Here is a 14,486-nt window from a genome sequence, read left to right as displayed (position 1 = left end):
GACGCCGTCACCGCGGAGTACGACTGGTGATGATCGTGCTGTGACGAGTTTTCCCGCCGCGGCGGCCACCGACACGGCGCCGAGCAGCTCGCTCGGCTGCTGAGGGCCCAGGACCACTTGCGTGTGCGCGGCGTCGAAGGCCGCTGTCAGGTCCGGCACCGTGAGCGCTTCGGCGAGCTCGGTAGCCATCTTCTCGGGGCCCCCGTGGTGCCGAGGCACACCGTCGTCACAGCCGACCAGCACAGCCCGGGAGCACCGAAGGTCCGGCAGAAGCGGGTGTCTCGTCACCCCACCAACCATCCACGCCCCAAGCCGCGAACGCCACCCGCTGACCACCGTCTTGGAGAGCTTGCCCGCGGCGGCGGCCGGGCCGTTCGACGCTGAGGGCATGGGCAGCTCCGAGTTCGCGGTGCAGTCATAGTCTGCCGCCTCGTATCCGGCGGCACGAGAACACCAATTCCGGACACCTGTCCGGACACGGTGTCTTGACAGGGTGTCCGAACGAGTTCACCCTGACAGGGACCGAGAGGGAGGACCGCTGTGAATTCTGGTGTGTCTCGTTGTGCGGCAGGGGAAGCCCGGTGACCGCGGTGCTGTGGGTGATGCTCGGCCTGGCCTGGGTCTCGTTCGCCGGCACCGCCACGCTCTGGGGGTACCTGGCGCGGCGGAGCCGGCGCGGGGATACCGGAGCCGACATGGGCCTGCTCGCTATGACGCCCTTGTGGATCGTCGACTTCGTGCTCGCCGTGCTCGGCACCGTTGCGGGCGGTTGGCTCGCCGTCCGGCTCGACGGTCTCGGCGCCCGGCTGATCGCCGGCATCGGGGCCGCGGTGCTGCTGGCCCGCCTCGCGCTCGGGGCGGTGCAGTCGTGGTGGTCTCGGTCGGCCGAGTGACTCGCCTCGCGGACGGTGGTCCACGCTCTGGCTACGCCGATACCGCCAAGGCCCGCTCGAATGGCTGTGGCGCTGGGCAACCTTCGGACCGCGGCGATAGATCCTCCCTGACATTCCCGACGTCGGCCCTTCCAGGACCGGCGTCCCCGCAGCCGCGCTGTCATACCGCTGACCGAGCGTTGCACCGTCCTCACCTGCCGACGTGCGGGCTGTTCATTGCGAGCACGGTGGCGGAAGTCAACGAGAAAGGGCTTCTCTGCCGGGCGACCGGGAAGGGTTTCCGGTTCCGTTGCGGCACTTCTCGTCGGGCGGCAGCGCGCCGGTCGCCAGGTACGTGTCGATCGCGTCTGCCGCGCATGGTGCGTTGTCCAGCGCGCCGTGTCCGGCGACGGGTGCGATCAATACGTGGGAGCCGGCGATCCGCGCTCCGAGGTCGGCCGTCCATGCCGATGGGTTGATGGGGTCGTCCTCGGTGGCGGTGACGAGGATCGGTGCCGCCGGGGCGAGACGGCCGGGCAGCCGCTCGGCCAGGCTCGGCCCGTCCGGCCAGCCGGTGCACGACATGAGTGCGTCCCAGTGCAGTGAGATGCCGCCGGTGTGCGGCGCCAGCGCGTGGACCCGCTGAGCGAGCCCGGTCAGCCGGCCGGGAGTGCTCGGGTGATCTGCGCAAGTCTGGACGTGGGCGGCCGTGTAGTCGGGTTCGGTGTAGGTCAGAGCGACGAAGGGCGCGAGCTCGCTGCCGTCGCCCTCGCTCGCCGCGGCGAGCGCGTGCGCGATGCCGGGCCAGGCGACGGGGTAGCCGAGGAGGAACTGCCCGACGGCGATGCGCACCTCGTCGCCAGTCAGGCCGGGCACGCCGCGGGTGACGACTTCGTCGAGCACGGCCGGGACGTCCTGGCCGGCCAGCGGGCACTCGGGTGTGCGGGTGCACCAGGCGGCGAACCGGGTGAACGCCGTCTCCTCGGCGCGGGCCACGTCGAGCACCCGCCGGGAGGCCGGCAGGAACGGGTCGATCGCGGTGTCCAGGACGATCCGGCCCGTGCGGGCCGGGTGGCGCGCGGCGTACACCACCGCCAGCTCGGCGCCCGTCGCCTGGCCGAGGAAGTCCAGCCGGGGCGCGCCGAGCGCGATGCGGACGGCTTCGAGATCGTCGGCCTGTTCGGCCAGGCCGGTGCGGGCGATCAGCGGGCCGGTCGCGGCGGCGCAGCCGAGGTACACCACGGAGCCGTGCCCGGCGATCCGCGCGGTGTCCCAGGGCGCGGTGGGCAACTCGGGCAGCGCGGGGTCGTGCGCGGACGTCGGGCAGCGCACCGGTGTGCTCCCGCCGAGCCCGCGGGGATCGGCCAGGACGATGTCGTGCGTGCGGTGGGTCTGCGGGAGCCGGGCCAGGTAGTTGTCGCCGTGCCTCAGGAAGAAGTCGATCTGGCTGCCGCCGTAGCCGTCGATCTCCTGCGAGTCGGCGAGGACGGGGCCTTGTGAGGTTCCGGTGGACGGTATCCGCAACAGCGCGAGCGCCACGCCGCCGGTCGCGAGAGTGGCGCATTCCGCGTGGTACTTCGCGGCCTGCGGCTGGGGGCACGACACCCAGCCGAAACCCGGTGCGGCGGTCGCGGGCGCGGGGACCGCGGTGAGCACGAGCGCGGCCACGACGGCCAGGGTCTTCGCGTGCACGGCACCTCCATAATGTTTGACGATCAAACACTATACTGGGTGGCATGTCCGATCGTGAGGCGGTGACCGCCGCACTCGGCGCGTCGATGGCCGACCTGCAGGCCGCCATCGACGCCGACGACCAGGCGCTGGCCGACCACCTCGGTGTGCACCGCACCGACCTGCGCTGCCTGGACCTGGTGTTCCGGCACGGACCGCTGGCTTCCGGCCGGCTGGCACGGATGCTGGGGTTGACGCCGGGCTCGATGACGGCGCTGGTCGACCGGTTGATCAAGGCCGGCTACGCCCGCAGAACACCCGACCCGACGCACGGCAGGCGGGTGCTGGTCATCCCGACCGAGCAGGCCGTCCGGATCGTCACCGGTTCCTTGCGGGACCGGCTGGAAGAGGCCCACGCCGACCTCGAGAACTTCAGCGACGCCGAACTCGGCGCCATCGTGCGATTCCTGCGCTCGGCGACCGATCGGCACGAACGGGCCGCGGCCCGCCTGCGCGGTACCGGCCACCCGGACAGGCAACGCTGACCGGCCGGCACCAGGACACCCGCGCCGCTCGCCGCGGATGCGGACATGCTCTGCTCCCCGCGACAAGCGGGCCGCCCGCGCGGGGTGAGGGTCAGGGTTGTTCGAAGGCGACTTCGGGGTTGTTCGCCGAGACGCCGTCCAGGACGGGTCGCGACCGGGAGCGTGGTCGGCCTTGGTGCCCAGCAGCAGGAAGGCACGGCCACCGAGGCCGGTGGGCGGGACTGCCGCGCGGAACGTGCCGTCCAGGTTCACTCCGGCGCGGATGCGGGGGTCGGCGGCCATCGCGGTGGTGCTCGCCGCGCCGCCGATGGAGTGGCCGGCCATGCCGATCCGGCCGGGTCGCCGCCCTGTTCCGGCTGAGGGCTCGCCCGGCCTCCCCGGAATTCGCTGGCCGAACGAAAAGCGGCGGCCCACACTGGCGGAGATGACCGACGATCCGGATGCCGGGGACGACGACTGGCACTACGCGCCGGCCAAATCATTGCGTGGCGCATTGCAGCGCGGCCACGGCGCGGCCGGTGCCTGGGCCGCCACCCACCCGGTCGCGCCGGACCTGGTGCTGGAGTGCCTGCACCGGGACTACCGGTGGGATCGGCAGGTCGACGAGCGGACGGTCTTCCTCGCCCGGCTGGTCCTCGACCTCGGACTGTCCGTGGACCCGGTCGTCGACCAGGTCCGCGCCGGGCGAAAGACCGGGTACGACGGCAACCGGTTCGGTCAGGCCGTCGACGTGCTGGCCACCGTCGCCCTGGCCCACGTCCCCGCGGCGGCCGACGCTCTACGCCAGTACGTGGGCGAGGGTGAACGCTGGCTCGACGTCCTGCACACCGTCGTCGGCACCTGGCCTCGCGCATGGTGGGACGACCTCGCCCCGATCGTCGCGGGCCGGGCGGCGGACGCCGCACGTGAGGACGTCGCCGCCCTCGAGGAGCCCTGGCTCAGCTGGGCCGGGCGTGACCGCCGGATCGACGTGCTGCTCGAGCGGGCCCAGCCGTCCTTCGACTGGCAGTGCCCGAGCCGGCTCCACCACGACACTCCGGTCACCGCCTTGCTCGGCCTGCTCGCCGACCCGGATGCCGCGCCCGGAACGCTCTCGGCGGTGCTGCACGAATTCGCCCGTCATCGCGACCCGGAGCCGCGGTTGCTCGACGTCACCGATCCGTTGGCGGCCCGCCCGGACGTGCAGCGAATCGGGTTGTTCCCCGTGCTCCAGAAGCTGGGGCCGCGGACCACGCGACACGCCCGTCAATGGGCCCGGGACCCCGCACATCCGCTGTGGTGGAGGGCCGTGGTGACCCTTGCCGAGCACGGGGAAGCCGTCGACGTGCCCGCCCTGCTGGCGGCCCTCGACCACCTCGACAGTGACACGGACGATTGGTGCGGCTACGACGCACTGGCCCGGGGGTTCGCGCGCCTCGGTGTCGCCGAGGTGGCGCCGAGGTTTCGCTCGCTGTGGCGCCACAGCCCGCACTCCTACGAACGGACGAGCTACCTGGAAGTGTTGCTGGCACTGGATCCTGACGCCACGCGGCAGGAACTGCCCGAGGCACTCTCGGACTGCGAGAGCGACGTCCGGCTACTGGCCGCGCAGCACGCTCCGCTGACCGGCGAAGTCCGCCGGCAGCTCGTCCGGCTGCGGGATTCTGCCATCGAGCACACCGCTGTCCGTGCGGCAGCAGCCCTTCGCCTCGCCTCGGAGTAGCGCGATCCCCGGACGCAGAGCACGTCACGCACGAAGAACGGCTAGAACACGCGGCGGTCGTCGCTCCTGCGGTCGTCCTGGACGAAGTGCGGGTCGTAGACGCCCGAACGTGCTGTGCGCCGCCACAGTCGTGCGAAGTTCCGGGGACCGTTGTCGAGATCGGCGATCGTCATCGACGGCTCGCCGCCCTCGGGGCAGCGGGCGACCCATCGCCCCGCGGGGGAGATCACCCCGGACGGTACGCCGGAGACCGCGTCCTGCGCCGGTCCGGCGTAGCTGACCCAGTAGCTGTTGGTGGCCGCGTGCGCCTGCGCCTGGGTGGCGAAGGACCCATCGTCGGTTTGCCGGCCCGGCCCCGCTGTCGAGAACAGGACGCAATCGACGTCGAGCCGTTCGTACTCGATGAACAGCTCGGGAAAGTGGACCTCCATGCCGAGCGCGAGACCGAACCGCAGCCCGTGGACGTCGAAGGTCACCGGCGCCGATCCCGGCGTGTACATGTGGGTGACCTTGGTGTTCGACAACATGCGCTCGTCGTAACGCGTGACCACTTCGCCCCGGTCGGAGAGCACGTACAAGCTGTTGTGCGGGCGATGCGGCGGCGTGAGGCGATGGACCGAGCCCAGAACGGTCCACAGGCTGAGTTCTCTGGCCGATTCCGCAATGGCGGCCAGCTCCTGTTGCAGCACACTCCACTCGAACCGGTTCCAGTCCGCCGGTCCGACCTTGTCCGGGCCGTCGACGGACATGACCCGCTTGTGGGGAGAACAGGTCACGCCCTCGGGGAAGTGGACGAGCGCCGCACCCGCCTCGTGCGCCTCGCGCATCAGGCGACGAATGTCGCGTCCGCTGTCCCGCAGACCCGCGCTGTGGCGGGGGTCCTCGCGCAGAACGGTTTGGGCCACGGCCAACCGCACCTTCTTCGTCTCCGCCATGGCCTCTTCGGCCGGAGTCTGCCGGAAGTGCTGGAGAGCAGTCGTGTAGGACTGGCCGGTCTTGGCCGCACGGGCACGAACCCGGCGTTTGAAGTTCTTGTTCGCTGTCATCAAGGTCCTTCCGCAGCCCGAACGGAGGTCCCCCAGCGATCACTCCGCCCGAGACGGACGGAACGGATAGCGACCCGAGACGAAAGCCCCTTTGCCTCCGTTCAAGACCGTGCTGGGGACAGTCGATGGAGGTTCGGCGTGAGCCACGCCGGAGAGCACGTTAGCACGACACCAGCCATGGACACGGCACCTCACCCCCGGCTTCTGCAAGAGCCCGGTCGGCAGGGGCGATCGCGGGCTGTTCGTCGACGTCGTGTCCCTCGCCGCTCCCGCGCAGACGTGGGTGGGATGCGGGCACTCGAACTTCCACTGGGTGGGCACCGTCAGCTGGTCCGGCTGACGCCCGTTCCCCGGCACGGAGCCGCCTCCCGCGGCAGGCCCGTCGACGGCGCCGCCCGGAGTCAGCTGGTCCACAATGGACTCAAGTGGTTCCGGGCGGGTTCCCTACCGGTCGTTCCGGCGGCGGACCAGCACGCCGCCACCACCGGTCGTCACCGCTTGCCAAGGGCTGCCGGGACGGCCGCGGGCGAGCCACACGCCCAGGACTGCGGGCCAGGCGAACATCGAGGCCATCTGGGTCAGGAACCACGGCAGGCTGCCGAATATCGTGAACAACGACAACCGGCCGCGCTGACTGATTCCGGCGCGGGACCGACCGACGCCGACCGTCGCGAGCATCCCGACAAGGTAGCCGAGCGCGAAAGCTGTTCCCATACTATTGGCCCTTCCCGCGACGGACATGCGCGAGTCCGCGAATGGTTGTGCCCGCTAGAGTCGACCACCTCCACCCTTCGTTACGGCAAGACGAAACCGGCGTTCAGCTTCACCCGATCAGTGCATCTCCCCTGGGCTATCCTCCATTGTGGCTTTCCGCCTGCCCGAGGGGGTCCGAACGATCGATGTGGGGAAGAAAGGCACCCAGGACGTCATTCGGTTACCAAGCGCCGTCCGGAGCGCGAATTGCCGGTTGGCGTTGTCACGCGGAAGGGTGCCACCAAGGTGGGACAGAAGTGCCGCGCCGGTGGCCGTTCAACTGCCGGGGATGCGGCCGTCCGGCCGACCCGGTCTTCGCCGAGCCGTGGGAGCACGAATCCCGCGGGTTCGAGTTGCGCAGCTTGGCCACTTCCGCCGGCAAAACCGACCGGGAGATCGCCGGCCTCGACCTGATCGTCTGGCGCTACGAAACAGCTTTCCGCGACGGCGACCGCGCCGGCGCCGACGCGGCACGGGCGGATCTGCGGGCCACCGCGGCCCGGCTGCGGGCGGAAGATCCCGGCTGGAGCCTTTGTTCGACGCGATTCCGGATGGTCGGGCTCGCGGTCGGGGCCGGTGAACTCACGGCGGCCGCGCACGAAGTGCTCGCCTTCTTCGAAGACGTCCGGAACTTGTCCGAAAAGGACTTGGAGCACAGCCGGGATCGGGGCAACGCGCGGCTGTTCTTCCACACCTGCCTCGTCTTCCTCGGCGATCCGCGCTCGGTGGGCCACCGGGAAGAGGCCCGCGTCACCGCCGCGATGACCACGATCGGCAACCTGCTCCGCGCTTCGGACTACCTGACCGCCGGTTTGGAAACCGGGTACCTGGAGGCCATGCGGCTCCGGGCCGCCTTGCACGGCGCGGCTCGTCCCGCGGCGCCCGAGTGGGTACCGCCCGCCGTGGTCACCGGAGCGGACACCGATCCGGACTCACCACCGGAGGTCCACGCACGCCTGGGGATCGCGGCCGGGGCTGTCGCCGCCGCGAAAGACGGGACGAAGCCGGAAACCCTGGCAGCGACGCTCGACGACATGGCGGCGCTGGTGACCGCGAGCGGCAGCACTCGCGATGCGGCTCGGGCGGCCGAGCTGCTGGCCGATGCGGCCCTCACCGTGGCCGAGGCCCACGACGATCCCGCGCCGCTGTTCGCCGCGGCCGGGCGGCTCGCCGCCACTTCCCCGCTCGCGCGCCTGCTGCGGGCTCGGGGCCACCTCATCGCCGGCCGGCTCGAGAACGCCGGCACCGAAGCCGCTGCCGCGTTGACCGAGCCCGGCAGCGCCCGCCCCGAGGTGCTTTCCCACCTCCACGCAGTGCGCGGCTGGACGCTGGTGCGGCTGGACCCGGCCCGGCTGGATGCCGGCATCGAAGATTGCCGCCGGGGCCGGGCAACAGCACGCGCGAAACGCACTCCGGCCGACCTGCCGCTCGCTCGGCTGCTCGTCGAGAAGGCGTTGCACCAGGACACCCCGGCGGAGGACGCGGTTCCGCTGCTCCGGGAAGCCCGCGCGTTGTGCGGGCAGGGCGGCGCCGATGCCGACCTGGTCGTGCAGGAGGCCGGGTGCGCGTTGGCGGCCTTGACCGGACGGGGTGACCTCGGCAGGCGAGCGCGCGCATGGCGGACAGCGGTGCGGAACGGCCGAGGGGCACCGGTCGCGGCTCGGATGCGCCTCGCCACGGCGTGGGTGCGCTGGGCTCTCGGGACCACCGAGATCGAGGCCGCCGCGGAGGCTTACCACCACCTCGTGTCCCTCATCCCGGAGGCCGTCCGGATCCGCTACCGCGCGGAAGCGAAGACGCGAGTGCTCACCTCCCTGCGGGAACACACCGAGGAGGCGGGTTACTGGCTGGCCCGGGCCGGCCGCTTCCGCGACGCCGCGGTAGCGCTGGAGACCGGACGGGCGGTCGCGCTCAGCACGCTGCTCGAACGCGATGATCCGAGGATGGCCGAGGCGCTGCACGAGGCCGGCCGCGGCGACCTGCTCGCCCGCTACCGGCAGGCCCTCGCGGACGTGCAGGCGCACGAGCGCGAACCGGGCGGCACCAGCCACCGGACGTGGACCGTCTTCCGGACGCTCACCCGGGAAATCGCCGACGTCATCGGGGCCGACCCGGAGCAGCCGGTGGTGGAGTACACCGACATCACCTCCGCGACCGGTGACGGCGCGGTCGTGTACGTGGCGGCCGCCCGGGCGAGCGGCTACGCGATGGTCGTCGCGGCGCGCCACGACCCGCAGTGCGTGTGGTTGCCCGACCTCGCGCGGGGTGCGGTCGAAGCCTGGCTCCACGGCCAGGCCGGGCACTTCGTCCGGCGCGCCCAGCGCCTCAAGCAGGATCTCGACCGGCTGTGGGCGTCGGGCCTGCGCGACCTCCTGGCGTTCTACGCGCACGGGCCGATCGTCACGCTGGTCCCCGTCGGGGTGATGACCTTGCTGCCCCTGCACGCCACTCCCCGGCACCCCGTTCCGGTGTCCCCGATCAGGTACGCGCCCAACGCACGCACCCTGCGCTGGTGCGGGGCCCGCTCCGCCGCGCTGGCGGGCCGGCCGGCGAGGCTGCTCGTCGCCGACGTCCCGGATGCTCCGGGCATGACGCCACTGCCGCACGCGGCCGGCGAAGCGGCCACGGTGGCCGCCGCCTGGTCCGGACAGTGCACCGCGCAATCACGGGCCACCTGGGCGAGGTTCGCCGCCGCGGCCCGAGACCACGATGTCTGGCACATCGCGTGCCACGGCCAAGCCGTACCGCACGCGATCATGGAGAGCCGGCTCGCGTTCGCCGACCGGAAGGTGACGATCAACGACCTGCGCGACCGCCTCCCCTACGCGCCGCGCAGGCTCGCCATCGTCTCGGCCTGCGACATGCACACGACCGGGGATGAACTGCCGAACGAAACGATCGGCCTGCCGTCGGCGTTGCTGCAGCTGGGGTTCGCCGGCGTGATAGCGGCGTCCTGGCCGGTGAACGACCTGGCCACCGCGTACTTGATGGTCCGGTTCCACCGCGAGTGGCGTCGCGGGAGGGTGCACCCGGCCGTCGCGCTGACGTGGGCGCAGAAATGGCTCAGGGACGCCACTCCGGAGGATCTGGCGGTACTCGCACCGAGCCTGCGGCCGCCGGACACCGGCTCCCGTCCGTTCACGCACCCCTTCTACTGGGCCGCGTTCGCCTACACCGGCGGCTGAGCGGCACCGCCGGGCCAGGTCCCGAACCCGTGTACCTCGTTCCACCGGAACAACTCGTAGCCCTTCAGCATCGTCTGCGGCAGGTGCCGGGCCCGTTTCACCTCGATCGCGGCATCCAGGAGGGCGAGGGCGTCCGGGGTACGGACGTCCGTCCCGGCCAATTCGACGACGAGGCAGTACGCCCCGTAAGTCGCGAACCCGGTGCCGTCGCCGGCAACGCCGGCCCGGAGTTCCGCGACGAACCCGTTCAGATCCTGTTCGGCGAACTCGAGAAACGGCTGGATGCAGGTCGGGAAGATCTCCCCCGAGTCGACACCCGATCCGCGAACGTCGAACTCGAACCGGCCCAGCAGCTCGAGGCGGCGTGCCAGATCCGCGGGCAGCCGGGACCGGGTTTTTCGGCTGAACCAGGCCATACCGTCGGATTCCTTCCGGAGGCGATGTCGACGAGCAGTGTCGTTCCGCCCGGCGGAGTTGTTACGCCGGGCCCGCCTGCCGCCCGAGTGGTCATTTCTCCTCCAGCGCCGTCCGCACCCGGCTGAAGTAGACCTGCGTGAGCGGGAGCGGCGCGAGTGAGCCCAGCAGCACGACGAAGAACATGGGCCACAGCAGGTTCTGCGTCACCAGCACGACCGCGGCCACGAGCACCACGGCGTACCAGCCCGACAGTGCGATCACGAACCGGCGGAACTTTTGTTTCACCAACGCCGTCTTCGCCGGGTCCTCCGGAGCGGGCGCGGCCGCGGTCTTCGTGCTGCCGGTCCGCAGGTTCAGCGCGTAGGCCGGGACCGCATACGACGGCTTGCGCCACCGTCCGTGCGGGAAGAGGACCACCATGTCGCGGTCGGTGCCGCCGATCCAGGCGCGCCGGTTCGGCTGGTCCTTCAGTGGCACCGAGCCGTGTGACGACGTGGCCGCGCGCAGCGTGATCCGGGTGTCGTCGCGGTATTCGACCTCGATGTCCGGCATGTGCCTGCCCTGGCGGACCGGGTAGTCCGGCACGACGGTCACCGACGCGGTCCGCCAGCCGGTGGCGAGGACCGCGCGGTAGCGGCGTTGCCAGTTCACCGCGGCGATGACCGAAAGCACGAGCCCGCTCGCCCCGGCCGCGATCCCGACCACCAGAACCCACGTCCAGGTCCGGTCGTCGTTGGTCTCGTCCAGCGTCCGCACCCGACGGGGGTCGGCCTTGTCGTAGACGACCGTGATCTGCTGCCCCTCGGTGTACTGCCGGCCGGAGTCCCAGACGATCTCGGCGGACCGGTAGTCGCCGTAGGCCGCCATGTACCCCACGAAGATCACGTCGTCGCCCCGGCTGTACTTGTGGACGCCCAGCACCTTGCCGGTCACGCGCACCCCGGTCTGCAGCAGGTGGTCGGCCGACGCGCTCATCGCGGCGAATCCCGCGACCACCCCCGCGAGCACGGCCAGCCAGACGAGCACGAAGCCCACGGAGCGCAGCACCGACTGCCGCAACCGGGCGGTCTCGACGTCGAGGTCGACCTGTCCCTGGTCGGTGTGTTCGGCCGGGGCCGGCAGCCAGTGCTCGTGCTCGGCGCGCAGCGCGGCGCGCCGCCGGTCGTGCCGCCGCCCGAGGGCGACGCAGCCGGCCACCAGGGCAACGGCCAGGACGAAGACCGTGAGCTCGACCGCGAACTCGCCGTCCTCGAAGACATATCCGGGTGCGGTCAGCGCGTAGATCGTCCCCGCCGCGTCAGTGAGCGCGGCCAAGCCGAAGACGATCGCTCCGGCCAGAAAGGTGTTCTGCCACCGGCGGTGCTTCGTCGCATCCCGGTCCATCCCCAGTTTCATCGCGTGAGCGTAAACCCGGAGAACACGCCGTGACCTGCGATCAAGCAGACACCGGAAGAAGGCAACCGATCCGGCTCGCCGAACGTGCAAGCGAGCAATGCCCCAAGGTGGTTCCCGCACCACACTCGGCGCGCGAGGCGCGGCGACCCCGGCGAGAATCACGGTGTGATGGCTCGACAGGATCCGGCGCAGCGCTCGCCGAGGCCGGGAACCGGTTCCGGCTGGGCGCACCGCCACCGTGCCGTGTCCGGCGGCTGGCTGCGGCCCACGGTGTTCGGGGCGGTGGACGGCCTCGTCACCAACGCCTCGCTGATCGCCGGGGTCGGGGGCGGCGGGGTCGCGCCGCACACGATCGTGCTGACCGGGCTGGCCGGGCTGGTCGCCGGTGCCTTTTCCATGGGCGCCGGCGAATACGTTTCCGTCACCAACCAGAACGAACTCGTGCACGCCGAAGTCGCCCTCGAGGCCGAAATGCACGCCCGGTTCCCGCAGGAGGAACACGACGAACTCGTGGACCGGTTCGTCTCCTACGGCGCCGACCGCCGGACGGCCTCGGCGATGGCCGCGGCCGTCGCGCGCGACCCGGAACAGGCACTGCGCCTGCACACCCGCGAAGAGCTCGGCGTCGATCCCCACGATCTGCCGTCCGGGTTGCTGGCCGGCGGAGCTTCGTTCGCCGCGTTCTCGATCGGTGCCTTGCTGCCGCTGCTGCCCTACCTCTTCGGCGGGCACACCCTCGTCGCGTCGCTCGTGATCACCGCGGTCGCGCTGCTGGCCGGCGGCATGACGGTCGGCAAGCTCACCGGACGGCCGCTCGTGCGGTCGGGACTTCGCCAGCTCGCCCTCGGGGGACTCGCCGTCGTCGTCACCTTCGGCATCGGCCAGCTCATCGGCGCGCCACCGGCGTGACCGGATCGCCCGGCGAGGCGCCCGCTCGAGCCGGCAGGCGAAAGACTCGGCGGCTGCCGCTACCCGCCGTCCGAACTTCGGCGGGACCAAGCGGCGGCGTCCGCGGCGTAGCGGACGAGGAGCCGGGCGAACCGGGTGCGTTCCTCCGGTGACCAGGCGGCGGTGATCTCTTCGAACGCCGCGCGCTGATCGGCGGCGAACCGAGCGCGCTCGGCCTCGCCGCGTTCGGTGAGCTCGAGCACGGTCCGGCGGCCGTCGGCCTGGGAGGCGGCCCGCCGCAGCAGGCCGTCGGCGATGCAGGCCGCCACCGTGCGGCTGGCCACCGGCTGCACGACGCCCATTTCCGCGGCGAGCCCGCCGACCGTCATCTCGCCCGGCGCGTCGGCGACCACGTTGAGCACCAGGTTTCGCGACAGGTCCCGGGCCGAGGCCGGGGTGCGCCGACGCAACCGCGACAGGGCCGGGCCGATCTGGTCCAGCAGAACGTCCTCACTGCTCACCTCCGGGAGCGTAGTACCCACGGCATTTGCATACCAGAGGCAATATGCATAGCATTGAGTATGTAACTACGAGGAAAGCGAGGCCGCCATGGCCACCACCGCCATCACCGGAGCCCAGGTCTTCGACGGGGAAAAGCCGCTGGGGGTGCACACCGTCGTCCTCGACGGGCCGAAGATCCATGCCATCGGCGGCGACGTGCCCGACGGCGCCGAGGTCGTCGACGGCCGGGGCGCGACCCTGCTGCCCGGGCTCATCGACGCGCACGTCCACTCCGGCCCCGGCTCCCTGGCACTGGCCCTGCGGTTCGGCGTCACCACCGAACTCGAAATGCAGGGCATGAACACCCGCGAGAACCGGGCGCACATCACCGAGGACGACACGGTCGCCGACATCCGCTCGTCCGGCTTCGCCATCACGCCACCCGGCGGCCACCCCAGCGAACTGATGCCCGAAGGGTTCCGGCCGGCCCGCGATCTGCCGCCGGTCATGCCGCTGATGCCGTTCTCCACCACCCCGGAGCAAGCCGCCGCGTACGTCCCGCAGCTGCTGGCGCGCGGCTCCGACTACATCAAGTTCATGATCGACGACGGCAGCGTCGAGGGCCACCCCGGCCTGCCGATGCTCGACCAGGCCACCCTCGATGCGGGCGTCGCCGAGGCCAAGAGGCACGGCGCCCTCACCGTCGCGCACACCCTGACCCTCGACGCCACCAGGATGGCCGCCGAAGCCGGCATCGACGGCCTCGTCCACGTCTTCATGGATCGGCCGCACACCACGGAGATCGTGGACCTGATCGCCGGGGCGGGCATGTTCGTCGTGCCGTGCGTATGCCTCGACGCGTCGATGATGGGCATCACCGGCAGCGAGCTCGCCGACGACGCCCGCGTCGCCCGCCGCCTCGACGACAAGTGGGAGAAGACCCTGCGATCCAGCTACGACCGCTACCCGCAGGGCCGGCTCGACGACGTCCTGGAGACCGTCCGGGCGCTGGCCGCCGCGGGCGTGGACATCCTGGCCGGCACCGACGCGTCCATGGCCGAGACCTTCTTCGGCGGCCTGGCCCACGGAGCCAGCCTGCACCAAGAACTGCAGTACCTCGTGGCCGCCGGTCTGACGCCCGCCCAAGCCCTGCGCGCGGCGACCGCGACCACCGCCCGCCGGTTCGGCCTCGGCGACCGGGGACGCATCGCCGAAGGACTCCGCGCCGACCTCCTGCTCGTCGACGGCGACCCGGCGAAGAACATCGGCGACACGCTCAACACGCGGGCGATCTGGCGGCGGGGTACCCGGCTCGAAGAATCGTGAGGCGAGGGGGTCGGCGGCGGCGCCCGGTCAGCTGACGTTGTTGAGAGCGCTCCCAGCCAGGCGCACCGTCGTCCGGCCGGCGAAGAGCGTTCAGCCCGCTTCCGGCGCTCGGGATACGGCTGGATGGCGGTGCTCCGAGCGGCCGAACTGCCCACCGCGAGGACCGACGCTTTACACAGCGCAGC

13 protein-coding genes and 1 pseudogene are annotated in these 14,486 nt (G+C 71.5%); 7 read left to right on the top strand and 7 right to left on the bottom strand.

Going from position 1 to position 14,486, the window contains the following annotated elements; all coding sequences use genetic code 11:
* Positions 1-189, bottom strand: a 189-nt coding sequence (locus tag AB0F15_RS36635) for a hypothetical protein (protein WP_360280900.1), incomplete at its 3' end; no start/stop codon positions are given.
* A 392-nt stretch (positions 190-581) separates the two neighbouring features.
* Here AB0F15_RS36635 and AB0F15_RS36630 point away from each other — a divergent pair.
* Both AB0F15_RS36630 and AB0F15_RS36625 read left to right on the top strand, forming a co-directional pair.
* The gene (locus tag AB0F15_RS36630; protein WP_360280897.1) at positions 582-893 is read left to right on the top strand and encodes a hypothetical protein; all 312 of its coding nucleotides are present in this window, start codon (positions 582-584) and stop codon (positions 891-893) included.
* A 25-nt stretch (positions 894-918) separates the two neighbouring features.
* Positions 919-993, top strand: a pseudogene (locus tag AB0F15_RS36625) (DUF418 domain-containing protein); the annotation flags it as partial.
* A gap of 137 nt (positions 994-1,130) precedes the next feature.
* On the opposite strand, the gene AB0F15_RS36620 reads toward AB0F15_RS36625, so the two are convergent.
* A complete protein-coding gene (locus AB0F15_RS36620) occupies positions 1,131-2,564 on the bottom strand; it encodes an alpha/beta fold hydrolase (RefSeq protein WP_360280894.1) in 1,434 nt (477 codons plus the stop codon).
* A gap of 44 nt (positions 2,565-2,608) precedes the next feature.
* On the opposite strand from AB0F15_RS36620, the gene AB0F15_RS36615 reads away from it, so the two are divergent.
* Both AB0F15_RS36615 and AB0F15_RS36610 read left to right on the top strand, forming a co-directional pair.
* The gene (locus AB0F15_RS36615) at positions 2,609-3,088 is read left to right on the top strand and encodes a MarR family transcriptional regulator (protein ID WP_360280891.1); all 480 of its coding nucleotides are present in this window, start codon (positions 2,609-2,611) and stop codon (positions 3,086-3,088) included.
* A 424-nt stretch (positions 3,089-3,512) separates the two neighbouring features.
* Positions 3,513-4,790 carry a hypothetical protein gene (locus tag AB0F15_RS36610; RefSeq protein ID WP_360280887.1) on the top strand — a complete coding sequence of 426 codons (1,278 nt, stop codon included), beginning with the start codon at positions 3,513-3,515 and terminating at the stop codon, positions 4,788-4,790.
* Between the two features lie 41 nt (positions 4,791-4,831).
* Here the strand turns inward: AB0F15_RS36610 and AB0F15_RS36605 are convergent, their stop codons facing one another.
* Positions 4,832-5,836 (bottom strand): nitrilase-related carbon-nitrogen hydrolase, encoded by a 1,005-nt coding sequence (locus tag AB0F15_RS36605; protein WP_360280884.1) that lies wholly within the window; start codon positions 5,834-5,836, stop codon positions 4,832-4,834.
* Between the two features lie 444 nt (positions 5,837-6,280).
* Positions 6,281-6,550 (bottom strand): hypothetical protein, encoded by a 270-nt coding sequence (locus AB0F15_RS36600; RefSeq protein ID WP_360280881.1) that lies wholly within the window; start codon positions 6,548-6,550, stop codon positions 6,281-6,283.
* Between the two features lie 296 nt (positions 6,551-6,846).
* Between AB0F15_RS36600 and AB0F15_RS36595 the strand changes: the two genes are divergently transcribed.
* On the top strand, positions 6,847-9,774 hold the full coding sequence (locus AB0F15_RS36595; RefSeq protein ID WP_360280878.1) for a CHAT domain-containing protein: 2,928 nt from the start codon (positions 6,847-6,849) through the stop codon (positions 9,772-9,774).
* On the opposite strand, the gene AB0F15_RS36590 is transcribed toward AB0F15_RS36595, so the two are convergent.
* A complete protein-coding gene (locus AB0F15_RS36590) occupies positions 9,759-10,190 on the bottom strand; it encodes a hypothetical protein (RefSeq protein WP_360280876.1) in 432 nt (143 codons plus the stop codon). The genes AB0F15_RS36595 and AB0F15_RS36590 overlap by 16 nt on opposite strands.
* 91 nt (positions 10,191-10,281) lie before the next feature.
* Positions 10,282-11,586 (bottom strand): DUF3592 domain-containing protein, encoded by a 1,305-nt coding sequence (locus tag AB0F15_RS36585; RefSeq protein WP_360280873.1) that lies wholly within the window; start codon positions 11,584-11,586, stop codon positions 10,282-10,284.
* A gap of 168 nt (positions 11,587-11,754) precedes the next feature.
* On the opposite strand from AB0F15_RS36585, the gene AB0F15_RS36580 reads away from it, so the two are divergent.
* A complete protein-coding gene (locus tag AB0F15_RS36580) occupies positions 11,755-12,495 on the top strand; it encodes a VIT1/CCC1 transporter family protein (RefSeq protein WP_360280906.1) in 741 nt (246 codons plus the stop codon).
* Between the two features lie 59 nt (positions 12,496-12,554).
* Here the strand turns inward: AB0F15_RS36580 and AB0F15_RS36575 are convergent, their stop codons facing one another.
* Entirely contained in the window at positions 12,555-12,995 is a 441-nt protein-coding gene (locus tag AB0F15_RS36575; protein WP_360280870.1) for a MarR family winged helix-turn-helix transcriptional regulator, read from the bottom strand.
* Between the two features lie 88 nt (positions 12,996-13,083).
* Between AB0F15_RS36575 and AB0F15_RS36570 the strand changes: the two genes are divergently transcribed.
* Complete coding sequence (locus AB0F15_RS36570) at positions 13,084-14,301, top strand: amidohydrolase family protein (RefSeq protein ID WP_360280867.1); 1,218 nt, start codon at positions 13,084-13,086, stop codon at positions 14,299-14,301.
* The last annotated feature ends 185 nt before the right edge of the window (positions 14,302-14,486 follow it).

The sequence above is a fragment of the Amycolatopsis sp. NPDC026612 genome (assembly GCF_040638285.1).
Lineage (GTDB): Bacteria > Actinomycetota > Actinomycetes > Mycobacteriales > Pseudonocardiaceae > Amycolatopsis.
Note: the sequence above shows the minus strand (reverse complement) of the source record. Positions and strands in the feature narration are given on the sequence as shown.